Below are 26,989 nucleotides of genomic sequence, written 5' to 3'. Positions count from 1 at the left end.
GAGGGCCATCTCGGAGCCAGGCTGATCAGGCAATGGTCGTTGTCGCGCCGCCGGTAATCGTCGTCAGCGTCGCTATGCCGGTCAACTGGATCAACTGGTCATCGACATTGCCGGCAGATGTACCCGCGTAATAGACGTAGGTATTGCCGCTATCGACGAACATGCCGATCGAGGTGGCAACGTCGAGCTCTGCATCGGCCTGAACCGCAGCAATCTTCAGTGCCAGGGTATTGTCTCCGGCTGCGAATGTTATCAGGCCGCCAGCGGACGTCTGCACGTTCGCGCCGGCAACCGTCGCCGTTGCATCTATTCCCAGCACGCTGGTGCTTGCCCCGAAGGTCAGGATATCGGTCGCGGCCAGCGTGTTGAAGTCGGTGATGACGTCCCGCGCCGTACCGATGGTCGAACCGTTGGCGCCGATCGCGAACGTATCGGCCCCACCGCCACCGGTCATGATGTCCGATCCGGTGCCGCCGGATATCAGATCCGTGCTGGCTCCGGCCACGATGGTGTCGCTACCCGCACCGGTCGAGATGGTCGTGTTCTGGCCGGCGACCGCCGACGAGGTTACGGTGTCGTTGCCGCCCCCGGTCGTGATCGTCTGCCCGCCGGCGGCGGCGGTTGCCGTCACCGTGACGTTGCTTCCACTGGTGCTGGTGATCGTCTGACTGCCGGCGCCATTGATCGTTGCCGTCACCGTGACGAGATTCTGGCCGGCGGCACCGCCGCCACCAATGATCTGGTTGCCGGCGCCGCCAATTGTTCCCACAACCGAGGTCAGGCCTGCGCCGGTAACTGTCTGCGAACCTGCGACCGTGGAGACAGCCGTCACCGTGCTGGCACCGGACCCCGTCACGACCGTATGAGCGCCGGCACCGATTGTCGTCGTCGCGATTGTAGCCGTCCCCGCGTATGGTACGGCGGACATGTCGATATTGATGGCGCCGAGATCTGTTTTCGATGCTAGGTTGATGCCCGATGCAAAGGCCGCATTGAAATTGGCGCCTGTATTGATGGTCTGCGCGCCGGAGCCCGTTGTCGTGAACGTCACTTTTTCAATCCCGGAAACGTTGGTCCACAGAGCGTCAGGCGGAGTAATGGCAACCCCGGCGGTCGTGATGTTCAGGATGTCGGCTGTCCCGCCGTTGCCTGCCAGGGCATCCACCGAATCGAATGCGGCTCCGCCGCCGTCGACATAATTGCCGGCAAATGTGTCGTCGCCGCTCCCACCTGAGAAGTTATCCGCAGCCAGCGTGAGGGCAAATGATAAACCTGCCGGGACAGGCGTTCCTCCGCCTCCGCCTCCGCCTCCGCCTCCGCCACTACCTGTCGAGGTGTCGTTGACAATGATTGAGGCACTGCGACCGGCAATGGTGACCGTCATGACTTCCGCGCCCTCGGTCGTATTATCGGCCGATAGGGTCAAGGGAATGAAAGCCTTGCCTTGTGCGTCCACTGTGGCCGTTCCGGTAAGCGACCCCGAGGTCAGGTCTTCGGCGGAAACACCTGAAATCGTGTAGGTGAAGCTCGTACCCTGGGCGACTCCCCGGGTTTGAAGCGTGAATACGGCAGTACTGGATTCGTTGACTGATACAGAGTCGACCGAAAGCAGCAGGCTGTCTGTCACGCCTTCGATGGCGGCGCCGCTGGTGGAAAAAGCCGGACGGGCTTCTGCCGAACCAAAATTCAGGTAATGATCGAGCGCCGACTTGAAGACGCCCGAGGTGACCGCAGCCTGAACGTCCGGGTTTTCGCTCAGATATCGTGTGGCGTTAAAACCGGCAACGGCAGCGTTTGGGGCACGGTTCTCTTGGTTGCCTAACAAGTTGAAATGCTCGAGAGGCGAACTGTAGGTGCCATCGTTCACCGCCGCCTGAACATCGGGGTTCGACGCCAGGTAATAGCTGCTATCGAACGTCGCGCCAGGATCACGGCCTTCCTTGCCGCCGAACAGGCGATAATGTTGCAGGCCACTGGTGAAGCCCCCCTGATTCACCGCCAAGAGAACATCGGGGTTTCTGGAAAAATAGTAGGTCTCATCAAAGAACGGCACGGACGTTATTGCGCCAGTCGAGGTTTGCCCCGTGAGGGCCAAATTTGATCCCGTATAGGCCGCACGTCCCTCCGCGGCGCCGAACTGGAGGTAGTGGTCAAGTGCAGAATCAAAGGTATGTGCGGTAACGGCTGACTGAACGTCCGGATTGTCGGTCAGATACCGGGCACCAAAAAAGTCGACGAGCGCTGCCGTTGGTGCACGGTTCTCGCCGGCACCAAAGGCCTCGAAATGCGCTAACCCGTTATTGAAGACGTTGCTCGTCACCGCCGCCTGAACATCGGGGTTTGTCGTCAGATAGAAGTCCGTGTTGAAATTGACGTTTGGATCACGGTTCTCTCTGCCGCCGGAAATCTGGAAGTGCTCAAGACCGCTCGCCACACTGCCGCTGGCAACGGCTAGTTGCACGTCCGGATAGCGATTGAGATAGAAGGACTCGTTGAAATAGGCCATATCAATATCACCCCTTTTGAAGGACGGTTTTTGCAATAAGCCGATAAATACTAATAAAAATTCGGCTTTTTCGACCTTTGATATTATAGGAGCGGCATACCCATGATCAGGTTCGGAATATACTTATAAATATTAAACGGGAAGATGCTATTTTCCTTAAAATGAGACTCGGAAATTACGCAGAATTCTTCTGAAATGCCGCCATCAATTATTTGGCATGCTTTGAGCCGACACCGAATCACCGTATTGTGCCGACTGACCTAATGGGATTAACTTCCGTTCCGCCCATAGGCGCGCGCGGCCTTGTTTTTGGTTGAACCTGGAAGGACGCATTGCGATCGATATCGCGGTTCCGGGACACTAAAACCATGCGCCCGAACGAGATATGGCAGACCTACATCAAGATCACATCGGGTGGCTCTGGATGTTGCTGTCGACCGTGCTCGACGATTACGCGCACCACATCTCGGCCCGCATGGAAGCTCTGCAGCATCGGATGCGGGCCGAGAATGTCGCAGACACGCTGCTGGATAGGCCGCTGTCGGCATCAGGTGTGGACCAAGGTCAGTGTTCACCACAAGTGCCTGTCGCTCAGCGACAATGGTCCAGGTTACATCGCCGCCATAGCATCAAAGCAGTGGCGGGCCCGGATGCTCCGTTAATTCAAGCTCCGATCCGAGCCGGATCTCACATTCACTCCTTGATGATGAGGTCATTGCGCACGCCGACGACGCCCGCGACCCTGGAGGCAACCGTCGCTGCCCGCGCTTTTGCCATTTCAGTTGGAACAAAGCCGCTCAGTTGGACGAGCCCCTTATAGGTAGCAACATCAATCTTGAAGACGTTGAGATCTTTGTCGGCGACCAGTTGAGCGCGGATTTTGCTGTTGATAACGGAATCATCGATGTACTCACCGGTACTTTCCGTCGAGGCTGTAGAGGTGCAGCCTGGCAAGGCGACGGCCAGAAAGGCTGCCGCCAATGCCACTGTCATAATTGCAGAAACACGCATAATTCCTCCTTCATTTCCATATGGGAGCTTGTTGAAGCTCCCATATGGAAAATTTTCTCTTGTTCAGATTCATCAGCGGCATGTTTCAATGTCACTGTTCACAGGAGAAATACTAAGGACACGTACGAACAATCGAAACGCTCGGAAACTACCCATGCCTGAAACCAGTACGCCGAAGCTGTTTCGCAGAAGCATGGTTATGACCCGGCTTCCGATGCGTGAGTAGATTCCGGCCCTCACGCCGCCCGTTTGCGGTTTGCTAGCGTTCCGTACAATCCGAAGGAGGCGAACCATTCGCCTTCGGTCGGAGCAAAGCACGCCTCATGGAGGATCGCATGCAAACCCAGCCTCTCGATCATATCGGCAACCTGAATCGACTGCGATTCGTGTTTGACGACACAGTGCTCTCCCAAAATCTTCCCGACGGCGTAACCTACGCGGAAATTGCCAGGCGCGGAAATTGCCAGGAGATTCGAGGATATTTCGGTGACACACGAGGGTCTGCCCGTGGCCATAGACGTCACCTTAAATGGCCCCGGAACCGGCGCGGCCGGATGGATGCCCTCGAGCCGATAGAGGCGTGATATGAGGGTTCGCGTTCCTTCCAAACCATCCAACGTCAGGATGCCCTCGAAGCAGCGACAGACTGTCGGACGCAGACGGAGATGGAGAGCTGGGAAGGAGAAGGTGCCGAACTGCCGCGCCGTCAGAGCCGAAGATCAAACTCCGGCGGAAGATCGCCTGCTTCCTGCCTGATCACAAAAACAACTGAAGCAAATCTTCCCGACGCCGATACTTCGCCATCCGCACTTTGGCCTCGCCTCCACTTGGAGGCATATGTTTAAAGACTAGAGCAGACAAGGCTGACCGTTTAGAGAATGCAGGGGATAGGATGCGCGAGGAACCTCCCAAAACTCGAAGGGCAAGTTCCTTTGCTAGCGTCCCTGCCTGTGTTACTGTCCGGCCATGTTTCCGCTTTGAAATGCCTCCAATGGTAAGGCTGATATGCGGTCATCTCGTAAAAATCAGGTAGCCTCGGCTCGGCAACAATCGACCCGATTGTCCAAACGGACGCGCAATCTCTCGCGACACGCCGGAGATTTCCCGGTTGTCGGTATTGGGGCGTCTGCCGGCGGGTTGAATGCCTGCCGCAAGTTCCTGGATGCCCTGCCCGCGGAAAGCGGTATGGCCTTCATCCTAGTCCAGCATCTTGATCCGACCCACGAAAGCATGATGGTTGATCTGCTCGCTTCCCATACGCCGATGAAGGTGCTGGAGGTTAGGGACGGAGTGCGGATCGAGCCGGACCACCTCTATGTGATTCCTCCGGGACAATACCTTTCCGTCTATGACGGTGCCTTGAACCTTTCAAAACCCGAGGCACGGCACGGTGCCCGCCTGCCCTTTGATTTCCTGCTGAACTCGCTTGCGCAGGATTATGGAGCGCGCGCCGCCTGCGTGGTCCTTTCGGGTACCGGCTCCGACGGCAGTCTCGGACTCAAAGCCGTGAAGAAGGAACTCGGACTGGTGATCGCCCAGAACCCCGACGAGGCCGAATACGAGGGGATGCCAGAGAGTGCAATCCAGGCAGGTGTTGTGGATCAAATCCTGCCGGTTGCGGAGATCCCCGGCGCGTTGGTCAAATTCGCCCAGCGATCCGCCCCTGACGCAAAAGACTCGGGACTAACCAAAAACGGCCCGAACCAAAGTCTTGCCGCGATCGTCGAACTGCTCCGGACACGAACAACTCACGACTTCCGCCTTTACAAGGAAGGAACGCTGCTGCGCCGGATCAAACGGCGGATGTCATTGGCATCGATCGACAACGATCTGCCGCGTTACCTTGAGATGCTGCGAGAGGACGCGGACGAACTCGAGTGTCTCACCACGGATTTATTGATCAACATTACGAGCTTCTTCAGAGACCCCGAGGTATTCGAGATACTGGCGAATAGGATCGTGCCCAATATGATCCAGCGTCACCTGCCTGATCAACCGCTACGCATATGGATTGTGGGGTGCAGTACCGGTGAGGAGCCCTATTCTCTCGCAATCCTGTTCAACGAGCAGATCGCCTCATCGGAACACAAGATAAGGCTGCAGATCTTTGCCACGGACGTCGACCCGGATGCCATCGCCGATGCCAGAGAAGGACTTTATCCCAACACAATTCGGGCGAATGTCTCGCCGGAACGTCTCAAGCGGTTCTTCTCGAAAGAGGATAATGGCTACCGGGTCTCCGACGTTTTGCGGTCTTCGGTGGTCTTCGCGGTTCAAGATGTGCTCGCTGATCCACCGTTCTCCCGCCTTGACATGATCTCATGCCGGAATCTTTTGATCTACCTGCGTCCTGAGGCTCAGGCTGTCGCTATCGCTCTCTTCCATTTTGCACTGCACGATCAGGGCCTTCTGCTGTTGGGTAATTCGGAGACCGTCGGCAGTGCCAAGGACCGCTTCGAAGTGATCTCCAATCCGGCGCGGGCCTATCGCCGCATCGGGCGCGGACGGCCGGGAGAGATCGACTTCGCGAACCACAGAGCCTCTGTTGAAAGTGTGCGGGTGGGTAGTGGCACGATCCAGGCACCCTCGCGTCAGGCTGCGCTCCGGGAGCTTTGCCGAAATCTGGTGATGGAAGCCTTCGCGCCGCCGGCGGTGCTGATCAACACCAACTATGAGTGCCTGTTCTTATTGGGGCCAACCGAACGCTACCTGCATGTGGTCGCTGGCCTACCCTCGCATGATTTGCTCGCCATGGTGAGTGATGGTGTCCGCACCAAACTTCGATCTGCCATCCAGCAGGCCAGGCAGTCGGATCAGCGCGTTGTCGTTGGCGGTGCGCATGTCAGCCACGATGGCAAGAGCCTCTCGTTCAGCATTGATGTGCAACCGGTCCGATACCGGGACGAAAAGCTCTTGCTCATCTGCTTCGTGGATACTCAGAAACAGAGGCAGAAGCAGTATCCGGCGGTGGCGCTGGAAAACGTCGACCGTGTCGAAGAACTCGAGCATGAGTTGGACGCCACAAGAACGGAGTTGCAGGGGGCCATCCTTAATCTGGAGATCGCGAACGAGGAACAGAACGCGGTCAACCAAGAGGCACTTTCGGTCAATGAGGAGTTCCAGCTGACCAATGAGGAACTGCTGACCTCCAAGGAGGAACTGCAGTCGCTCAATGAGGAGCTGTCCGCCCTCAACACCCAACTCCAGGAAACACTGGAACGCCAGCGCATAACCGCCAACGATCTGCAGAACGTCCTTTACAGCACCGACGTGGCGACCATATTCCTTGATTCGGACTTAAACATCCGCTTCTTCACACCGGCTACCAAAGCGCTGTTCAATGTCATTCCCGGCGACATTGGACGTCCGATCGCGGATCTCAACTCCCCGGCACCGGACGGTTCCGTCGTGAGAGATGCTCTGACGGTGCTAAAGACGCAAGTGCCCACGAACCAGGAGATCGAAGTGCCGGACGGCACCTGGTACGACCTCAGCATCATGCCGTACCACGCCGACGACAGCAGTGCCCAAGGCGTGGTGATCACCTTCAACGATATCACCGAGCGCAAGCTCGCGGCGGATGCGCTTGAGGCCGCGAAACAGGAGGCGGAGCGCGCTAATTTCGCCAAATCCCGATTTCTCACCGCCGCCAGCCACGATCTTCGCCAGCCGTTGCAGACTCTGATGCTCCTGAACGGTCGCCTCGCGGCGAATATCAAGGATGAGGCGTCGCAAAAGCTGATAACCCTGTTTGATCAGACCGTAAACGCGATGTCGGACATGCTGAACACTTTGCTCGACCTCAATCAGATCGAAGCCGGGATCGTCCGTCCCACGATTGTCGACCACCCGATCGCCGAACTTCTAACGCGCATGAAGGACGCATTTACCTATCCCGCACTTGCCCAGGGTGTCTCATTTAGGGTGGTGCCGTGCAACTTGACGATCCGCACCGATCCGAATCTTCTGGAGCAGATCGTCCGCAATCTGCTCCAGAACGCGATGAAGTACTCTAGAAACGGAAAGGTGCTTATCGGTTGCCGGCGGCACGCGGCCAAGTTGAGCATCGAAATTTGGGATACCGGACAAGGAATCCCCGAGGACCAGCTCAAGGAGATCTTTGAGGAATACAGGCAGCTGGAGAACCCCAACCATGACCGGAATCGAGGCATCGGGATCGGTCTCTCTATTGTGCAACGACTGGGGCACCTGCTCCACCACGCGATAGCCGTCAGATCGAATATGGGAAAGGGGTCCGTCTTTTCGATCGAAGCCGACCTGGTTCTCGACGATATCCAAATGCCCGTCGTCCGGGCGCCGGACACAGGAGCGGACCGAGCGCGCAATGAGATCCGCGTCGAGGGCGAGATCCTGATGATAGAGGACGATCCGGAAGTGCGCTCCCTTCTTGAGCACCTCCTGGTGGAACAGGGCTATCGCGCGCATGTCGCGGTTGACGGCGCCACAGCACTCGACATGGTCGCGCGCGGGATCTGCCAGCCGGACCTTTTGCTGACGGACTTCGACCTGCCGAACCGCATGAACGGTCTCCAGACCGCGGAGGCTTTGCGGGATGCGCTCGACCGTCAGCTGCCGGCAATTATTCTCACGGGCGACATATCGACCGATACAATGCGCGGCATTAGCGCCATAAGTTGCATTCGACTCACCAAGCCTGTCAAATCGAAAGAGCTGCTGGATGTCATATCGCAGCAACTTTCGGCCGCGCGGAGCTCTGCCGAGGCTGTAGGCGCCAAGCGAGATGTGGCAGGTGTCGACTCACTGCCGGAGCCGGGCGTGATCTACATTGTCGACGATGACAGCGCCCTCCGATCGGAACTCCGCGCTGTGCTGGAAGAGGAGGGGCGCGTGGTCCGGGACTACGCCAGCTGCCGGGAGTTTTTGGACGCTTATCGTCCCGGAACGGGGGCTTGCCTATTGATCGACGCCTATCTGCCGGGAATGAGCGGCTTGGATCTGCTGAACTACCTCCGCGACACTGGTCATCAGGTGCCGGCCATCATGATCACCGGGAGCAGCGACGTTCCTATGGCCGTTCAGGCCATGAAGGCGGGGGCTATCGATTTCATTGAAAAACCCGTCGGCCGCGATGTCTTTCTTGCCAGCGTAGCGCATGCTGTGGAGCTGTCGAAAGGCGCCACGAAGCTTTCGGCCAAGCGCGACGATGCCAAGGCCCGCATCGCAACCCTCACGCCAAGACAGCACGCCGTCATGAAACTGGTTGTTGCCGGAATGCCCAACAAGAACATCGCCGCCGACCTCGGCATCAGCCAAAGGACGGTCGAAAACCACCGGGCGGTGGTCATGAAAAAGACCCGTTCCAAGTCCCTCCCGGAGCTGGCGCGGTTGTCGATCATGGCGACATGGGGTGGCCCGGACAAACCTGTCACGCACGAACGAGCGGACGGCGGCACGTGAAGCTCCGCGCATCCAGGAAACCTGAGGTGATTGCGCCGCAGCTCAAAACCTTTTGTTTGCCAGGATAGCTGAAAGCCGAAATCGAGACGGGAAAAAACTCGGATGTTCCGCGGATCGTCGCGGGGGGGACGCGCGGGGGGGGGGATGTTGGTAACAATCCGTGCCTCGGCGGGAAGACCGAGGCTTTCCACTTATTTGTAGAAATGAAACATCCGAGTTCTTGATAGTTTCTGCTTTTTTCGTGGTCCGAATAGGGGCGGAATATACTTAGAGCGTTTTGACGGGCACTTGAATCGATTTGGGATTCCTTTTCTGAGCATATCTGATTCAAAAATAGGCCGGTGAAGGAGGTCAGCCCTGATGGCAAAATCTCTTTGCGTTGATCTCCGCTGCCGTGTCGTTGATGCCGTCGAAGCGGGCTCGTCCGTTTTGGTATAGGCGTGTCGTCGGCGATCCGCTGGGTACAGCGGGCCCGGACCCAGGAAACGCTGGAACCCGACAAGCGGGGCGGCAATTACCGCTCGCACCGGATCAACGCCCACCGGGAGCTGATCCTTGACTGGATCGACGAGGAGCCGGATCTCACCTTGGTGGAAATCGCCGACCGGCTCGACGCCGCAGTCGACTATCAACCGTTGCCCAGCATCGTCTGCCGCTTCTTCCAGCGCTGCGGCATCATGCGAAAAAAAGACGGCGCACGCCGCCGAGCAGGAGCGCGCGGACATAGCGCGGCGGCGCCTCGCCTGGTTCGAGGGTCAACCCGATCTCGACCCGGAGCGCCTGGTCTTCATCGACGAATGCAGAACCTCGACCAATATGGCCCGTCTCTATGGCCGCGCGCTGAAAGGCGAGCGCTGCCCGGCTCCCATCCCTCATGGACACTGGAAGACAACAACCTTTGTCGGCGTCCTCGGTCTGTCGGGCGTGAGCGCGCCAATGACCCTGGATGGGGCGATGATCGGGGCCGCCTTCCTGGCCTATGTCGAACAGGTTCTTGTCCCCACGCTGCGTCCCGGCGACGTTGTGGTGATGGACAATTTGCCTGCCCATAAACCTCCTGCGATCCGTCAGACATTCATCGAAGCGCTACGTGAGCAGAAGATCGTGGCGCTCGATGGCAACAAAACCTATCCGACAAAGCCCGACCTGATATTTCGGCGCGGAAAGAAGAACGTGATCGGCCTCGGCGAAGTGAAGTACAAGCTCAAGATCAAGAAAGCCGACCGTTACCAGATTATCAGTCATGTCACGGCGGCCAAAGCGCCGTTCGGCATTCTACTATCGCCAGCGAACGAAGGTGAAAGCCAGCGGCTGGAGCGGGTCGGAAGTTTGGCAACAGGCGCGCAGTTCTATCACTACCGTGTCGATATCAGGGGTACATCAACGCCGCGCAAGCGCAGATGGTGACGGATGTCTCGGCTTTGCTGCCTGCTGAAGAATCTGTGCCAGCGTGACCCCGTGAGCTTCAAGCGTTTCTATTGAAACAGTCTTTGCGTCAGTGGCTGGAGTAGCCTGGAATGAGTCTATCTCGGTGTCAATCAAACCGGCCGCAGCTCAGTTCGCCGTGACTGACATCAACCCACCCAGAGCGTAATACTCACGAAGGTGTTGTCTGACCGCTTTGGGTCGTTACCGGGCATTCATCGTTCCGCGACGCTTGGCCTGCCAGGTTGCTGCGAAGGCATCGTAGGCATTTTCCGCATAGGCCTTTCGCGCGACGCGCATGTGAAACAGCTCTGCCTAGGACCGCTTCGATCCCTTCGCTCCTGGATCGCGGGTCCTTCTGAAGGATTCGGAGCGATATGCAGCGATATGCGGGGCGGCAGCGCACTAGTCGTATGAGACACTCAATAAAAACAAGCATCTTCTTGTTTTTATTGTTATTGACTTTGGCCTGGATCCGCGAAAGCGTTCGCGGCTGGCGAGCTGGACAAGGCGATAGCTGCCTCGTCGGCGCGCCGGAAAAAGGCAGCTACCTGATCCAGCCAAACTTCCCAATTTATCTGAGTGCCCTGAGTTGGGCTCTCAGCCGTGGCATTTTGGATATTCAAGCTGATTGTGGGAACTCCGCAGAAAAACGTTCCTTAGAGACTACTTCTTGATGCGAAAATCCGAGTGACACGCTTTGCAGGCTGCGGCCACCTCACCAAAAGCTGCTCGGCTGCTTTCTTGCCCTTGGTCGGCGGCGGCAATCAATTCAGATGCGGTTTTTTCAAGTTTAACCGCCAGCTCGGAAGAATGCTTCCAGTCGTTCCAAACCTCAGGGCTTGCCTCACTTGGATGCTGATTGCTTCCTTCGGGAAACAGCATGGTAATTTTTCACCGGCATGACCTGCGATAACTCTTGCTCCCGCTTCCACCTCGTCAGCCTTAAACGGGGATATTCCTGTCACCATCTGGGCAATCGCCTTCGTGCTTTGGGCCAAAACCGGAGTTGATACAAGCGGCAGAGCGGCCACCGCTGCGATCATCAATTTCTTCATCATGGTTCCTTTCATGGTTGGTTGGAGGAGCTATTCCGCCGGCGCTGGTTCCGCATCCCCGTCTGTTGGCGATTGATTTTTTGCCCGATTGGTGCGGGCGAGACCGAGCCGCCTCCAAATCGTGAAGATGGCCGGAATAACGAAAAGGGTGAGCAGCGTCGCCGAGGCCATGCCGCCGATCATCGGCGCGGCGATGCGCTGCATTACCTCCGAGCCGGTGGCGTTGCCATACATGATCGGAATGAGACCCGCGAAGATCACGGCGACGGTCATGACCTTTGGCCGCAGGCGAAGCGTCGCCCACTCGAAAACCGCCGCTTCTATGTCTCCGCGATCAAGGTCGCGTAGCTCCGATCCGGCGAGTTTAATGCGCTTATCCCAGGCGATATTGAGATAGAGCAGCATGACAATCGCTGTCTCCACCGCCACGCCTGCGAGCGCGATGAAACCCACCAGAACCGCCACCGAGATATCGAAGCCGAGATACCAGTTCAGCCAGACACCTCCGGCCAACGCGACCAGCAAGGCAGCCAGAATGATCGCCACCTCCGTCGCGCGACGGAAGGCGAGGAACAGCATCAGGGTGATGATGGCCAGGGTTGCCGGCGCAACCACGATCAGGCGCTCTTGGACTCGCTCGATATACTCATTCTGGCCCGACCACGCGAGCGAGTAGCCCGGTGGAAGTTGGACTGTTGCGGCCACATGCGACTTCGCTTCGGCGACATATCCGCCGAGATCGCGCCCTGCAATGTCGATGAAGACGAACCCGGTTGGACGCGCATTCTCCGATCGGATCATTCCAGGTCCATCGACGATACCGATCTCAGCTACTGCGCCGAGGGAAATTTGAGCGCCGGATTGGGTGACGATCGGAAGCTCTCCAAGCCTTTCAGGGCTGTTTCGCCAGTCCTGCGGATAGCGCAGATTGATCGGGAAACGCTCCAGCCGTTCGATGCTCTCCGATATCTGCATGCCACCAATAGCCGTCTGCACCACCTCCTGCACATCGGCGATGGAGAGCATGTACCGAGCCGCAGCGGCGCGATCTATGTCGACTTCGATGTACCGTCCACCGACGGGACGCTCCGCATAGGCCGACGCGGTTCCTGGGATCTCCGCGACAGCCTTTTCAACCTCGATACCGATACGCTCGATTACGTCGAGGTCGGCTCGCGATATCTTGACGCCAACGGGCGTCTTGATGCCGGTGGCCAGCATGTCGATGCGGTCCTTGATCGGTTGAATCCAGACATTCGTGACGCCTGGAATCTTGACGATGCGGTCAAGCTTATTACGCAGACCATCCATCGTCATCCCGAGCCGGCATGAACTCGGTGCCAATCCTCTGGAGCGGCCAAGCCATCCAGGCGACCTGCAGAAGCGCCACGAAGCCTGCAGAAGCGCCATAAAGATGGTGGAGTAGGGCCAGGCAGCGTACAGGAACGGGCGGTAAAGCCAGATACTGATAACGGCGAGTGGATTGCGCCGCTCCGGCACGATGCGGCCCCGAATGAAGTAACCCATCAGGACCGGCACAAGGGTTATCGAGAGGATCGATGCTGCCGCCATGGCATAGGTCTTGGTGAAGGCGAGCGGTTTGAATAGCCGACCTTCCTGCGCCTCCAGAACGAACACCGGCAGGAAACTGACGGTGATGATCAGCAGCGAATAGAAAGGGCTGGCCTGACTTCGCAGGATCTCTCACCGACAATCCGCCGTCGCTCACGGGGCGTAAGCTTGAGGCCTTCGACTTTTCGATGCATCGCCTCAATCATCACGATGGCCGCGTCTACCATCGCGCCGATGGCAATGGCGATTCCACCAAGCGACATGATGTTCGCGTTCACCCCTTGCAGCTTCATCACCAGCAATGCCGCCAGAATGCCAAGAGGCAGTGTCAACACGATCACCAGGGATGAGCGCAGATGCAGGAGGAACGCTCCGATGACCAAGATGACGACGATGGATTCTTCGAGCAGCTTGTAGGACAGGTTCTCAATCGCGCGGATGATGACGCCTGACCTGTAATAGGTCACCTTCATCTCCACGCCGTCCGGCAAACTGGAAACAATGTCCTCCAGCTTGGTCTTGACGACGTCGATGGTTGCCAGCGCGTTACCCCCCCCCAGCGTATTATGACCACACCGCCGACAGCATCACCCTCGCCATCGAACTCGCCGACACCCCGCCGCATTTCGGGGCCAAGGCGGATTTCAGCAACATCCTGAAGGGTCAACGCCGCGCCGCGGTCGTTGACTGCCAACGGCGTATTGGCAAGGTCTTCGAGGCTGCTCACATATCCAGTTGGCCGGACCATGAACTCAGCCTCGCCCATTTCGATAACGCTCCCACCGGTCTCTTGGTTAGAGGAGGAAATCGCGCGGCGGACTTGAGAAAGACTGATTCCGAATGCTCGCAGCTTGTTGGAGTCGACGACCACCTGATACTGCTTGACCATGCCGCCAATGGTGGCGATTTCGCTCACTCCCTCGACTGTTTGGAGCTCGTACTACGGCCTGAGGAACACTTTCCGCAATTGATGCAGCGATTATGCGCATGCCGAGCGGGAGGTTGCGGAAGCGGCCCTCGCTCTTGCATTCGGAGACAAGGTGGAACGGGCCTACCAAGGTCGGATATGTTCGATCGGCGGAAAGAGCTAATGCAGCGCTGGGAGCGATTTTGCCGCGGGGACTGTGTCAGCCCTAAATTGTCAACGCAGCGTTTCGGGCAAGAAAAGTTGGAAAACTGTGAAAAAACGAGTGACGTCGGACAGAACCATCATCCACAAAACATGAACATTCAGCGCTTGCACCCAAAATGCACTCCGAATTCATAGTCCGATGACACGGATATCGAGCTGAAATGACAAACTGTGTTTGGGCAATTCACAGATCCATCAACACCAACGAAATTCGGAACAGTGTCCAAGAATCGCCATCACCCGAATAATAAAGACCTTGAGCTTCCTCGCCTGTGAAAAATGATCCGGGGACGTGTGTCTCGCGTACACGAAATTCCATAGGGAATCGAAAACCTCGACGGACCAGGCTGAAAGTTGTTTCCCCGCATTAACCAAATATTATTTTTGAGGTGCCGAAATGGTTGCGCGCGAATACTCATCTCTCATCTCCCGAACGGATAAGCAGCGATAATGTCACTCACGATAGCTCAACGTCAGGGGATGCCCGCCGGCTATGTAGGTCCCCCGCCGTTTCCACAGCCAAAATCAGCGCAAACGGAAAAAAATCTTGGGAAGACACCGGCAAAGCCTGTCCTTTACGCGAGTGATGATGTTTCAGGTGTTGGCGTTCAACCGCGTATCTACGTCGGTTTCGTATCTGTCATCTTCCTGGCGGTCTTCGGCGTAGTCTCGGCGAACGCGACATTCGGCTCGCTCGAGGTTGCTCTTGCCGGTATGGGAGGACCGTCCGCACAGTTGCTCGACGAGATTTCAGCTGCAAAGAATCAGGGGCTCGCCTTCGGAGCGATCTGTATCATCATCGGCTTCGGGTTCGCGTACTGGATTGGAAGAAGTCTGGCGAGGCCGCTTACCGACCTGTCGAGCGCCACTGTCCGCCTTTCACGCGGCGAGCTGGACGTTTCGCTGCCAGTGAGTTCGGTCAACGAATTGGCGCGCATGGCACGCGCACTTGAGACCTTCCGAGACAATGCGCGCGAAATCGAACAGTTGCGGCGTGATGAAGAGCGTCTCAAGCAGCAAAAAGACGAAGAACTCAAAAGCAATTTGAGTGAGCTATCCGCAGCCGTACAAAACGTCATCGGCGAGATGGAAAGCAACATGGGACAGGTCCGGTCCGAATTCCGCGGCATGGCGTCGACAATGTTCGACATATCAGGCTCCCTCGAAGGGGCCGTCGACGAATCCCGGGATAACGCCCAGTCCGCAGGCTCGAAGGCCATGGAAGTCGTCAGCGCTGCTTCAACCTTCGAAGATGCAAACAAAGCACTCGCCACTCAGGTCCGGGGATCCATCGAGACCACCACAACCGCAAAGTCCGAGGCGGACCAGATCGCAGGCAAGATCAGCAACCTGACCTCGGCGACCGGCGAGATCGAACGCGTTGTCGAACTGATCAACAACATTGCCAACCAGACCAACATGCTCGCTTTGAACGCGACGATCGAAGCGGCGAGAGCCGGCGAAGCAGGCAAGGGTTTCGCGGTTGTCGCGGGCGAGGTGAAAGCGCTGGCAAACCAGACGTCCAGCGCCATCGAGGACATTACCAATCAGGTGACGACGATCCAGGCATCGGTCGCGGAAGTGACCGGAGCTATATCGAACATCATCGGGGCAATCGATCGCACGACAGAATCCTCGAACTCCGTGAAATCCGCCGTCGAGAACCAGTCAGAAACATCTCAGTCCATGCAATCAGAAGCCAGCTCGGCCGCGGACCAGATGCGTAGCCTTTCAGATACTTTCGAGAAGATTATCCAGTCCTCGGAACTGATGAAAGACTTCGCCGGACGTGTGGAAGAACAATCCGAAGGCAGCATGTCCCTGATCGACAAGGCCAAGGATCAAATTTCTCAGGTTGTCGCAGCCCAACTTGAGAGGGTCGTCACTCGCCTGGATAGCTCGGCGAAACATGGCCTCTGAGCCTAAATTCTGGGTCACGATAAAAAAATTTTCCTCGTAAAGAGGCAAAAAAAGGGGTCCGATATAATGAATGAATACAGCCTTCTCGTGCTGGCTACCCAGTACAGCTTTACCGCCGCCTTCGCCGCGATGGCCGCCGGCACGCTCTATTTCATGATGGAACGCAACAACCTCACGCCCGAATACAGCCCGGTCGCAAGTCTTTGCGCCATGGTCTCGCTCGTTGCGGCAATCAACTACTTCGTGATGAAGGATACCGTAGGGCTGGACGGCCAGGCTGCATCCCTCGCGGGATTTGCGACCGATTACCGCTATATTGACTGGCTCATCACCACACCGCTGTTGCTGGCAGTCCTTCCTGTGTTGCTCGGCCGAAGCAGAATGAATAACGGCATGATGGCAAGACTGCTCGCCGTCGATGTCCTGATGATCGTGGTCGGCTACATCGGCGAGGTCTCGATCAACCGAGCCGGTGGAGGAACCATGACCGGCTGGTGGTGTCTTCTGATCTCGATGGCATGCTGGTTCTATATCCTCTACGTCCTGTTCGCCGAAATCGGCCGGGCCTTGGAGGGCGCGGACTCCTACCTCAAGTCGTCGCTCGGCTTCTTGCGCACCTATCTGGTGATCAGCTGGGTCGTCTATCCCCTCGGCTATCTGATCGCGGTGCTCGATCTGTCCGACAACCTGCTGATCGGTCGCGAAATGGTCTATTGCATCGCCGACGTGATTGCGAAGGTCGGGTTTGGCATGGCCGCGGTATCCGTCGCAAAGCGGCTTTCGGCCATGCAATGGGAAGCCAGAAGCTGAAACGGATGATATCAATGTGACGACTGGGCCAATGAGCACGACGCTGGCGAATGATCGTCCCGCCAATCACCAGACCGAGCGCAGACCACTCTGTGACGGTGATTGGCTACTGGACGCAATAAGGGAGAGTCTGTTTTCCCTGAGGCCTGAATCGCAAGGCCTTGGAGAAGTGCTGACATGGCATTTCTCTTTGCCGGGCGGCATGAACCGCGCTCGGCTTGGGGCCTCGATAGGGCTTGTTCTCGGTCTGCCCACGCCGCTGGTCGTCGGGCTTACAACACTTGCCCAGGCGGTGCACGAGGCCTCGCTTCTGATCGATGATGTGAATGACAGGAGCCTGAAGCGCCGAGGCCAGGCAACGGCATGGACCAAGTTTGGAGAGGACAGGGCCACGCTCTCCGGAATAAGACTGCTGACCTCTGCGCAAAGGCTCTGCATCGCGTTGACAGATAAGTTCAAGCTCCGGCTAACGGTCAGCGAAACCCTGAGCCACGCAGTGGAACGGGCCCTGGACGGACAGGCTGCGGAAATCACGCAAACTCCTTCCGATTGGGACCAGTACGACTGGATTGCCGCCCGCAAGACCGGAGCATTGATGGCCCTCCCGGTCATGCTGGTCGCATCCGCAGCCGGGACGCCAGCGGTTCAGGAACAGCGTTGGCAGCAACAGGTCGAAACCATTGGCCTGATCTATCAACTCGCCGACGATATCAGGGATGGCGAGTTCACCCACTTTGGATGGAAAGTCGAACTGCCGACACCACAGCAGCGAATCGATATACTTGCAGGCGGGTTGCGGACTGAACTTGAGGCATCAGTCGATCCAGTCTCCGGCATTCTCCTCGATCTGCTTGATGAACTCCTCTCCTAGCAGAGCGGGGCATTGCCCGGCACAACGAGCCATCGTCATCGGGGCCGGATTGGGGGGCATGGCCGCCGCGCTCCGATTGAAGGCCAAAGGATACGACGTTCTCTTAGTCGACCGTTGCAAGCGCCACGGCGGCCGGGCGCAGGTGTTCGAGAAGGACGGTTTCCGCCACGATGCCGGTCCGACCGTGATCACGGCGCCCTTTCTGATCGAGGAACTCTTCGGCCTTTTCGGCAGAAAAATGGCCGACTACATAGAACTCATTGAACTCTCACCCTGGTACCGCTTCTGCTTTCACGACGGCACGCAACTCGACTATGGCGGCACGATCGAAGATACTCAGCGTGCGATTGCCGCCTTCAATGCCGACGACGCGAACGGATATGCCGCACTCGTCGAAGAGTCCCAAAGACTTTTCGAGGTTGGCTTTGAAGAGCTCGCGGACTGCCCTTTCGACCGGTTCAGTAAGATGCTGGGCACGGTTCCGGACCTCCTGCGCCTGAGAGCGGATCGCTCAGTCTGGCGACTTGTCGCGTCACATATTCGCGACGACCGCGTTCGTCAGGCATTGGCCGTGCAGCCTCTCCTGGTGGGGGGAAACCCGTTCGACACGACATGTATCTACGGCCTGATCCACTATCTGGAGCGGCGGTGGGGCATACATTTCGTGCGGGGGGGCACCGGTGCGCTGGTCGATGGGCTCGCGAAGCTGATGACCGAAAACGGGATCGTCAGCCGGCTCGAAACGACGGTGACAAACGTTGAAATCCGCGATGGCGCTGCGTGTGGCGTCAAGCTCGATAACGGCGAATTTCTTCCGGCCGAGATTGTGGTTTCAAACGCGGACCCGATGCATCTCTACGGATCCATGATCGCCTCGCGATACCAAAATGCTTCCGTGCGTCTCAAACGTGCTCGTGCCAAGCTGTCGATGGGATTGTTTGTACTGTTCTTCGGCACAGACAGACAATATCCCGATATCGTACATCACACGATCTGGATCGGCCGACACTACAGACAGGTGCTAGACGACGTATTTCACCGTCAGAAAGTGGGTGACGATCTCTCGCTTTATCTCCATCGGCCGACCGCATCCGATGCCAGTTTCGCACCGCCGGGCTGCGACTCTTTCTATGCGCTTGTCCCGGTCCCGAATCTTAGTGCGAACATAGACTGGACAGAAACGGGCCCGGCTCTTCGTGAGCGGGTTCTGAAAGCACTGGATGCAAGCATACTGCCTAACCTGAAATCGCATATTGTTTCAGATTTCTTCATGACACCGGAAGACTTCGAGAGAGACTATCTCAGCGTTGCCGGCGCAGGTTTTTCCATAGCCCCGCTCTTCTCGCAATCGGCCTGGTTCCGATTCCACAACCGTGGGGAAGGACCGCGCAATCTTTACCTGGTCGGCGCCGGAACCCATCCGGGTGCCGGAATCCCGGGGGTGCTCAGTTCAGCCAAGGTGATCGACAAACTGGTTCCGTCCGTAATCGCCTGAGTTGGGAAGCACAGCATGACGATTGAACAAGAAGCGGAATCGGATGCAGCGGCCGTACTGGCCACCCATGGTAGGACGTTTCATTTTGCGAGCCTGCTTCTGCCGCAAGCAATGGCGCGAGATTGCGCGCGTCTCTACAAGGTGTGCCGCTACCTCGACGACATTGCCGATGCCGAAAACGGCGCAGGAACTGACGCTGCCGACACCCTCAGCGACCTCGCCCGCCAATCGCGAAACGCCGCTCCGAAAAACCCCGTCATCGCCGACCTTCTCGCTCTGTCCAAGACTTATGAAATAGACCCAGCGGTATTTCAGGCCTTACTGGAAGGCCTGCAGAGCGATTGCGGTACGGTACTGTTCGAGACCGAGAGTGACCTGCTCCGCTACGCCTACAGGGTTGCCGGGACCGTCGGACAGATGATCGCACCGGTTCTTGGCGCCCTGGACGAGCGGGCGCCTCTACATGCCATCGACCTTGGGATTGCCATGCAATTGACGAACATTGCACGGGACATTCGTGAGGATGCGATGCGGGGCCGGCGATATATCCCGGGAGCATGGATTAATGGCATCCAGCCACAGGATCTCGTCGAGCCGGGCAACGAAACGCGCGAGATTGCCTACCGGGCATCAAACCACATGCTCGACCTTGCGGATCGCTACTACGAGAGCGCAGAGAAAGGATTTTGCTACCTTCCGATACGCTCGCGCCTGGCGATAGCGACAGCCGCGCGCTGCTACCGGGCGATCGGCACACGGTTGCGCAGAGGCAAGCCGCATTGGTGGCAGGGTCGAGCCCGGGTCGGGACGATCTCAAAAGTCCGGATCATGCTTGTCGAAGCCCTGCCCCGCGCGCTCCGGACTCCGCGACCCGGCGCACATGATAGAGACTTGCATGCTACGCTTGAGGGGATGCCGGTTGGCTATGGCACAACCAATTAGAACCTCAATCGCAATCATTGGCGGCGGCTGCGCCGGCATGTCTTTGGCCGCTCGCCTCGCGGAGGCGAATGGTCCTGATTGCATCGTCCTCGAAGCAGCCCCGAACTTCCAGGGCAACCGGACATGGTGTTTCTGGGACAATGGCCAAGCCAGTCGCTGGAACCTAGAGACCGATTTCAGTTGGCCGGCGTGGAGCCTCAGGAAGGACGGCAAGGAAATCGTCCATCGGGGATCGAGCTACAGCTATAGCGGCATTTCCGGAGAGAGCTTTTTCCGACAGCAAACCGCAAAAATCCAAGCGTCTAGCAATGTTCGGGTGATTCTCAACAGTCCGGTGGCCGCGATCAAGGAGGACGGAGCACTCGTTTTCGGGCCTGGAGAGGCAGGTCTGGTGGAAGCAGACCTGATCGTCGATACTCGCCCCGTTTCCCAACCGGATGCACTGCTGCAGCATTTCCTCGGGTGGGAGGTCATCGTCGACGAGGAGATCTTCGATCCGACGAAAGCGATCCTGATGGATTTTGACGTTCCGCAGGATCGCGGGCTTCATTTCTTCTACGTTCTTCCCTTCTCCGCCAAACGGGCTTTGGTAGAGGCAACCGTTCTTTCCCCTTCGGTCTGGCAACGGAAAGCATACGAAGAAGCGCTTTTGAGTTACCTGAAAGACCGTTTCCGATTGGAAGCGGAACAGTTTCAAATTATCCGCCGGGAAAGTGGTGTGCTGCCGATGGCTCGTCGTGAGACAGAGAACTCCGAGAACTGTGTTTTACTTGGCACCGTAGCCGGAGCCATGAAGGCTTCCAGCGGATATGCATTTCCTTTCATTCAGTCTCAGGCAGACGCGATGGCCGAGAGCATCCTCGGAGGCCAGAAAAGACCGAGAACGCTCAAACGCGGGCGCTTGACAGCCTTCATGGATGATCTCTTCGTCGAGGTCCTGCGCCGCACACCACAAAGGGCGCCGTCTTTCTTTCGCGATATTTTCTTCGGGACGGACGCCGACCAGTTCGCTCGTTTCATGATGGACGACGCTACGATGGCCGACCGTCTCGCCATTGTTCGGAGCCTTCCTCCTGGCGATTTCCTAGCGGCACTGGTGGACAGGGTCCGATGAAGCTGGAGGTATCTCTGCCGCGCGTATTTCAGATCGGGGCAATTCTCTCAGCCTTCGGGCTTTGGCTTGCGCACGGTCATATCGATGCGGGCAAAACCGTCTTGCTCTCAGGCTCGGCCATTCTACTCTTCGGCCTTCCTCACGGAGCATTCGACCGGATCGTGACACAAGGGCCACTGCTTAAAGACGTCGATAGCCTACGCCGCAATTTCTGGTTCCTAGCTTTCTATCTCGGCATTGCCGGTTGCACGGTTGCTCTCTGGCTACATGTCCCGGCCCTCTGCCTCGGCGCTTTCCTCGCCATCAGCGCAGTTCATTTTGGCTGTACCGATCTCGGCAAGGGCCCTCCTGCGCTACGCGCGTTGTTCGGAGCTCTGCACGGCTCGGCGCCGATAATCCTGATCCCGTATTTCCACAAAGTCGAAACGACAGCCATTTTCGATTATCTATCAAATGCCCCGTTTGCCGCGGCAACAGTCGATTTTATTTCCCTTTCGGGACCCTTTTGGGCAGGCGGTGCGGTTTTATTCCTGGCCTGGAATCTGCTTATTTCGGCCAATCGCGCAGCGAGTCTAGAGCTCATCGCTGTCGCCACCCTGCTCGCACTGATGCCGCCGCTTCCCGGCTTTCTCTTGTATTTTGGCGGACTCCACAGCCCGAAACACCTTACGGAGATTCTTGCTGAACTCGGATCAAGATCCGTCTCCATCCAGCCGGCACTCCGTGAAGCTGCAATCATTTCCACTGTCGCACTTGGCGGATTTGCAGTGGCGTTTTTCTGGGTTGATCCCGCTACCCTCTCGGACGATGCCTACCGCGTTCTCTTCATAGGCCTCGCGGCGCTCACACTTCCCCACATGACATTGGTAGATGGCAGACGGATCCAACGGTCATTTTCGAGCTCTAGAACTGGACCACCTAATGAACCCCGGTCACATGCGAACGATCGTTAGGGGGTCAAAGCGGGCCAAACTTGGGCTCGAGCGCTGCTGCTGACACTATGTTGACATGACAAAACGCCCCGCGGATTTCTCCGAAGGCGTTTGGTTTAGTGTATTGATATTATTTTGTAATTTGGTTGCGGGGGCAGGATGCCACCTATACCGAACTGTTGTCACGCTGTGACAGCTTGCCCGATATGTTCCCCTCAATCGTCAAGCAAGCCTTCACAATGCTCCCGACAAACAATCATAGTTCATCACGCCGCATATTGCAGAAAAGCGATACAATTTCCCAATAGAGTATACATTTTTGGCGTTTAAAGTTTATCAAAAACGGACCCCATTCGCGGACTAAATAATCTTTCATAAGTTTTAAGAAGATAAGAGTCAGTCATACCTGCAATATAGTCGCATATTATTCGCGATTTATCTTCATCGGATTCAAAATGAACCAAAATATCGCGAGGAAGAAGCCGATTTGGATCTGATTGCATCGCCTCGAACACAGAGACCACCATTCCTTGCCCCTTAAACTCGAGATGCTGTACCTCCGGCGACTTAATGACGTGCTTCACTACAAAGCCCTGAAGCTCATTCAAGAAAGTCCGTTGATCATCTCTCAGCTCTGCTCGGTATCGCACCAACGGTTCCATTAGTTGTGGCACTTCTGAATACTCCACCGCACTGATGAAGTGGTGTACAAGTCGACTGATAAAACGCTTACGTGTTCCGCTATTCCCAAACAGCCCCTCGACGAAATGCGAGAAAACATCGTTCCCGGATTCTCCAGGGTATTTTTCCTTCAACGCCTCAAGGAACGTAGGACACTTCTCGTCCAAAGATTCCCTAAATGTATCCTCCGATACGATCCCTAGAGCAATTGCGTCTTCAAGATCATGCACGCCATAGGCAATGTCGTCGGCGACATCCATGATGCTACAATCCAGTGACTTATGACTTGTCGCGGCATGCTTGTCCGACCTCTCAGTCACTTGCTGAAAGGTTTCGCGATCGGAAGCGTTTAGCGGCGCCAAGACCCAGTCCACTACATCTTGCTCAGAGTCCATGTAGCATTTCGGTGGCTTGCATGATTTCACATCAAGGAGATTTAAGGCCGATGGCCCCTTCGCCAAGGCTGGAACAATGTCGGAATTGCGGACACGACTGTATGCGGCGGGGTATTTGAGCACACCTAGGAGCGAACGGCGGGTAAGATTCGCTCCTGCATTCGCAGAGAAAAGCTCCAACTTGGACAGAATACGCAACGTCTGACCGTTGCCTTCAAATCCGCCCTCTTCTCGCATGCAATAGTTCAGCGCCACTTCACCACCGTGGCCGAATGGTGGGTGCCCAAGATCGTGCGTGCAACCGATTGCGTGGATCATACTTATACCCGGAAGATGTTCCGTCGCTGGGTGTCCGGGATAAGTTTTTTCGAGCTGCCTTGCTATCCCGCCGGCGATCTGAGCGACCTCGAGGGAATGAGTTAGCCGCGTACGATAAAAGTCGCTGTCTCCTAAGCTTAGAATTTGGGTTTTTCCTTGAAGGCGGCGAAACGACCCGGAATGAATCACACGACCGTAGTCTATCGCCGCCCCGTCCCGCGCGTCTTCGGGTTGTTGGCTCCAAGATTCGCGGCGTTCCAGCCAATTCATTTCGAGTTCTCCCCAATCAGAAACACAGATCTTCCCCCTGAAGCGTTGGGCATTAGGATAGTCACTTCTATCCTTCAAATACATGGATTGCGATCATGACGCTCCAAACCACCCGTCAAGAGTTGTTCGAGGAAATCTGGGAACGACCTATGACGAAGGTTGCAGCTGATTATGGAATATCAGATGTCGCATTGAAAAAGATCTGTGAGAAGCATCGGATTCCCGTTCCGGGTAGGGGTTACTGGGCGAAGAAGGCCGCAGGGAAACCAGTCAAAAAGGCGCTCTTCAGAAAGGTCTCAGATGCGGCTGTCGAGCATATCTTGATTTACGGCAGTGCACTGAACGACCTTCCTAGAACTGTGCAGGCAGCTCGTAAGGAAGCCAAACGGCGAGAGCGGCTACCAGAGAATAAAATCGAGGTTGAAGCGGTACCCGTCCCAGAGGACCTCCATCCAAAAGTCGCCCAAACTCGGAAGAAACTTGAACGAGCGAAGTCGAACCCAAATGGTCTGGTCGCTGTAAAAGGTGACGGTATCTTCAATGTGGAGATTGGACCCAAGAGCATAGACAGAGTGTCGAGCTTCTTGCACTCGCTATTGAATGCAGCCGAAAGTCGAGGCTTCATTATCGTCAAGGGCGTACATGCCTTGGTGTTGGTCGCGGACGGCGAGACGCTCGAGTTTAGTGTTAGCGAGCAGGTTACCCGTTCAAGGCATATACCGACCCAAGCCGAACTGGAAGCGATCCACCAGTGGGAAGGACGCCAGGCACGTCGCTCTCGGAGCTGGGACGATTTTGACTGGACACCAAAACCTAATCCGCCGGAGTGGGATCACGCCCCCAACGGACATATCCGTTTTCAGATCACTGAAAGCAAGTATGTATACGGTGGACTTCGAAAATCTTTCGGTGACGGCAAGACCCAGAGAATAGAATCACTTATTAATCCAATCCTCGAAGCGTTTTCTACATGGTCAGCAGCAATCAAAGCCAAACGCGTTGACGATGAACGCCGTGAACGCGAATGGAAAGAAGCTGAACGTCGCCGGGAAGAGCAACGTCGAAATGTGGCTCTTGAGAAGAAGCGTATCGAGGTCCTCACCCATGACCTCGATAGGCGACGGCGGAGGCAAGAGGTCCTCGACTACATCACCGATGTTGAAGCCAGTTTGTTCTCTGGGAACTACGACAATCCCGAAGCCGTTAGGCAGTGGATCAAGTGGGCGCAGAATTATGCGGAGCGGCTCGACCCTATGTCGGATGGTCCCCCAATACTGCTCCAATTTGAGAATTTCAAACCGTGGGAGCTATCGTGACGATGTGCAATCCAATTCCGTTTGCAGCAGGCTCCTTGCAGCGGATTTGCCTTCGCATGTCACATGTGTGACTAGGAAACGAACGCAGACTCGCCCGCACTTTTGATGCATACATTCTGTGAAATCCCGACCGAAAAAGCGGGCAATGCCAAATAAGAGCCTTAGGCTCGGCGGCGGGTCGCTTTTCTACACGGAATCGCCTTCGGATAAAGGCTCATCGCGCACGCCGGAAATCCGCCTTCTGTTTAAAAAACCTTGCTCATCGCGCCGGTTCGGGCTGCACTTGATCCTCAAGTTCGTCTAGGCGAGCGGCGGCGCGGAACACACCACTTCGAACGTTGGCATCTTCTTCGGCTGCACCATAGATGTCTTTGAGCAGACCGAATTGAGCCATAGTCGGAAGTGTACCGTTTGGCAGCCCCTGGAATCCCCGCACAAGCTGAAAATCAGTGAATTGTTCGCGGAGTTCGCTAATGTCCTCGTCTTGCAATGCACGCACGACGTCAACGATGGCCCCACCAGGTGCGGAAAATGCAGACAATTCGCCACGAAGTCTGACGAGTGCCTTCTCCTTGGATCGCCTGTAAACAGCGTCTGTGTTCTCCAGAGCTTCGATCGCAACGGCCCTGTCATTTCCGGCCAAGCGGACAAAGTAGAACAAAGGCAGCCACTGCCGCTGCACGAGGGCCGAAAGGCAAACATATTCCAGAGGGGAGCGCACAACTGTTCGGTCTAGGTACGCCAGCAAAGCCATGTCTGGCGACAATGCGTGCCCTTCGATACGCTCAACGACTTCCTCCCCTTCAGGGTCGACGGCATGGACATCACCAACCAGCCTGAGAGCAGGCGCTCCTTGCTGTTCATTGAATTCGCCCTCCCGGATGAATTCAAGCTGATCAGCCAGTGTTCGATCAATCGTGATCCGCTTCGTGCCAGCGTCTAGTTCACCTTTATTCGTATCCAAGATCAGAGCCCGGTCGGCCCCGATCTCACTCAGTCGCGATGCACTTGCGAGGAGCACCTGCTGCGCAGCTCGGTCCCGCTGACGCAATATCTCCAGCAGGTCGCCAAATTTGATCTTGCTGGACTGCCCGGGATAACGAAACAAGATCGTCCCATCTTCAAGACCGTTCGCGTCCCTGCACACAATCACTGGAGGGCTGTGATGCTTCTCAACATGGATGACGCCGACTGCGTGACCGCCAACCTCAATTAATTCCTTTGCGAAAACCGGTGTGGGCGTCAGCAATGTCTTGGCCCGATCCGTGATCCTGACGATATCAGTTTCTTGGAAACTCGTGCCCGTCATCCCCAAAACACGGAAATCCGCATTGTTCACGCCGATAAAGACAAAACCGCCCCGATGGTTCGCCAAAGCTGCGATAGCGCGAATAATCGGCTCCATGCGGCGGGGATCGAAATCGGCTTTGCACTCCTGATCGGATGTTTCCCCGTCCGAGAGATACCAATTGCCATCCTCCCGTTCAGCAAAACGGGCGCGAGCTCGATCCGCGAGCGTAAGTTCCGGCTGGCCGCCGCCCCCGATGACCACCCCGACTTCGGCGGGTGCAAAGGTTGCCAGGAAAGCATCTAATTCGGCGTCGCTCGCCTCTGGCACTTCAGGGCCATAAGTATCTGAGCGGATGCCCGTGATGCGGCCCGAATTCACCGGGCGGTCCTGCCGATTGAAATAGAACTGGATGTCCCGGTTCCGCATTCCCCGGCGCAGCATGGCCTTAATCAGGCCAATTTCCTCGTCCGTGATCGACCTACGGGGCATCT

General features: G+C 56.7%; 18 protein-coding genes and 1 pseudogene. 11 read left to right on the top strand and 8 right to left on the bottom strand.

All coding sequences use genetic code 11. The features are described 5' to 3' along the window. Window positions 1-25: 25 nt before the first annotated feature. Both RH950_RS04945 and RH950_RS04940 read right to left on the bottom strand, forming a co-directional pair. Window positions 26-2,506, bottom strand: coding sequence for a beta strand repeat-containing protein (locus tag RH950_RS04945; RefSeq protein ID WP_350054304.1), 2,481 nt, complete (start codon window positions 2,504-2,506; stop codon window positions 26-28). A 693-nt stretch (window positions 2,507-3,199) separates the two neighbouring features. Beyond that, window positions 3,200-3,517 carry a BON domain-containing protein gene (locus tag RH950_RS04940; RefSeq protein WP_350054302.1) on the bottom strand — a complete coding sequence of 106 codons (318 nt, stop codon included), beginning with the start codon at window positions 3,515-3,517 and terminating at the stop codon, window positions 3,200-3,202. A gap of 1,005 nt (window positions 3,518-4,522) precedes the next feature. Here RH950_RS04940 and RH950_RS04935 point away from each other — a divergent pair. From RH950_RS04935 to RH950_RS04925, 3 genes are all read left to right on the top strand, one after another. Next, window positions 4,523-8,956 (top strand): chemotaxis protein CheB, encoded by a 4,434-nt coding sequence (locus tag RH950_RS04935; RefSeq protein ID WP_350054300.1) that lies wholly within the window; start codon window positions 4,523-4,525, stop codon window positions 8,954-8,956. Between the two features lie 555 nt (window positions 8,957-9,511). After that, the gene (locus RH950_RS04930; RefSeq protein ID WP_350054298.1) at window positions 9,512-10,363 is read left to right on the top strand and encodes a transposase; all 852 of its coding nucleotides are present in this window, start codon (window positions 9,512-9,514) and stop codon (window positions 10,361-10,363) included. A gap of 395 nt (window positions 10,364-10,758) precedes the next feature. Beyond that, a complete protein-coding gene (locus RH950_RS04925; RefSeq protein WP_350054296.1) occupies window positions 10,759-11,058 on the top strand; it encodes a hypothetical protein in 300 nt (99 codons plus the stop codon). On the opposite strand, the gene RH950_RS04920 is transcribed toward RH950_RS04925, so the two are convergent. From RH950_RS04920 to RH950_RS04905, 4 genes and pseudogenes are all read right to left on the bottom strand, one after another. Continuing rightward, window positions 11,048-11,266, bottom strand: coding sequence for a c-type cytochrome (locus RH950_RS04920; protein ID WP_350054294.1), 219 nt, complete (start codon window positions 11,264-11,266; stop codon window positions 11,048-11,050). The genes RH950_RS04925 and RH950_RS04920 overlap by 11 nt on opposite strands. 203 nt (window positions 11,267-11,469) lie before the next feature. Then, window positions 11,470-13,077, bottom strand: a complete 1,608-nt coding sequence (locus RH950_RS04915) for an efflux RND transporter permease subunit (protein ID WP_350054292.1) — start codon at window positions 13,075-13,077, stop codon at window positions 11,470-11,472. 23 nt (window positions 13,078-13,100) lie between these two features. Next, entirely contained in the window at window positions 13,101-13,514 is a 414-nt protein-coding gene (locus RH950_RS04910) for an efflux RND transporter permease subunit (protein WP_350055532.1), read from the bottom strand. Beyond that, window positions 13,481-13,936, bottom strand: a pseudogene (locus tag RH950_RS04905) (efflux RND transporter permease subunit); the annotation flags it as partial. The gene RH950_RS04910 and the pseudogene RH950_RS04905, both read right to left, overlap by 34 nt. Before the next feature lie 657 nt (window positions 13,937-14,593). Between RH950_RS04905 and RH950_RS04900 the strand changes: the two are divergent. The 7 genes from RH950_RS04900 (at window position 14,594) to RH950_RS04870 (ending at window position 22,248) form a co-directional block, all read left to right on the top strand. Next, window positions 14,594-16,063 carry a methyl-accepting chemotaxis protein gene (locus tag RH950_RS04900; protein ID WP_350054290.1) on the top strand — a complete coding sequence of 490 codons (1,470 nt, stop codon included), beginning with the start codon at window positions 14,594-14,596 and terminating at the stop codon, window positions 16,061-16,063. Between the two features lie 66 nt (window positions 16,064-16,129). Beyond that, entirely contained in the window at window positions 16,130-16,873 is a 744-nt protein-coding gene (locus RH950_RS04895) for a bacteriorhodopsin (protein WP_350054288.1), read from the top strand. A 31-nt stretch (window positions 16,874-16,904) separates the two neighbouring features. Beyond that, window positions 16,905-17,744: a polyprenyl synthetase family protein gene (locus tag RH950_RS04890; protein WP_350054286.1), complete on the top strand. Its 840-nt coding sequence runs from the start codon at window positions 16,905-16,907 to the stop codon at window positions 17,742-17,744. Beyond that, a complete protein-coding gene (gene crtI, locus RH950_RS04885; RefSeq protein WP_350054284.1) occupies window positions 17,728-19,239 on the top strand; it encodes a phytoene desaturase family protein in 1,512 nt (503 codons plus the stop codon). The genes RH950_RS04890 and crtI overlap by 17 nt, the downstream gene beginning before the upstream one ends. Window positions 19,240-19,254: 15 nt before the next feature. Next, a complete protein-coding gene (locus RH950_RS04880; protein ID WP_350054282.1) occupies window positions 19,255-20,181 on the top strand; it encodes a phytoene/squalene synthase family protein in 927 nt (308 codons plus the stop codon). Continuing rightward, window positions 20,165-21,295: a lycopene cyclase family protein gene (locus tag RH950_RS04875; RefSeq protein WP_350054280.1), complete on the top strand. Its 1,131-nt coding sequence runs from the start codon at window positions 20,165-20,167 to the stop codon at window positions 21,293-21,295. The genes RH950_RS04880 and RH950_RS04875 overlap by 17 nt, the downstream gene beginning before the upstream one ends. Then, on the top strand, window positions 21,292-22,248 hold the full coding sequence (locus RH950_RS04870) for a Brp/Blh family beta-carotene 15,15'-dioxygenase (protein ID WP_350054278.1): 957 nt from the start codon (window positions 21,292-21,294) through the stop codon (window positions 22,246-22,248). Before RH950_RS04875 ends, RH950_RS04870 begins: the two co-directional genes overlap by 4 nt. A gap of 305 nt (window positions 22,249-22,553) precedes the next feature. Here RH950_RS04870 and RH950_RS04865 read toward each other — a convergent pair whose 3' ends face one another. Beyond that, complete coding sequence (locus RH950_RS04865) at window positions 22,554-23,891, bottom strand: anti-phage deoxyguanosine triphosphatase (protein WP_350054276.1); 1,338 nt, start codon at window positions 23,889-23,891, stop codon at window positions 22,554-22,556. Between the two features lie 95 nt (window positions 23,892-23,986). Here RH950_RS04865 and RH950_RS04860 point away from each other — a divergent pair, with 95 nt between their 5' ends. Next, window positions 23,987-25,207 carry a hypothetical protein gene (locus RH950_RS04860; RefSeq protein WP_350054274.1) on the top strand — a complete coding sequence of 407 codons (1,221 nt, stop codon included), beginning with the start codon at window positions 23,987-23,989 and terminating at the stop codon, window positions 25,205-25,207. 259 nt (window positions 25,208-25,466) lie between these two features. Here RH950_RS04860 and RH950_RS04855 read toward each other — a convergent pair whose 3' ends face one another. Further along, complete coding sequence (locus tag RH950_RS04855; RefSeq protein ID WP_350054272.1) at window positions 25,467-26,987, bottom strand: AlbA family DNA-binding domain-containing protein; 1,521 nt, start codon at window positions 26,985-26,987, stop codon at window positions 25,467-25,469. Window positions 26,988-26,989 lie beyond the last annotated feature (2 nt).

The sequence above is a fragment of the Nisaea sp. genome, from assembly GCF_040217065.1.
Lineage (GTDB): Bacteria > Pseudomonadota > Alphaproteobacteria > Thalassobaculales > Thalassobaculaceae > Nisaea.
The sequence above is the reverse complement of the archived record's forward strand: the minus strand, read 5'-3'. Positions and strand labels throughout refer to the sequence as shown.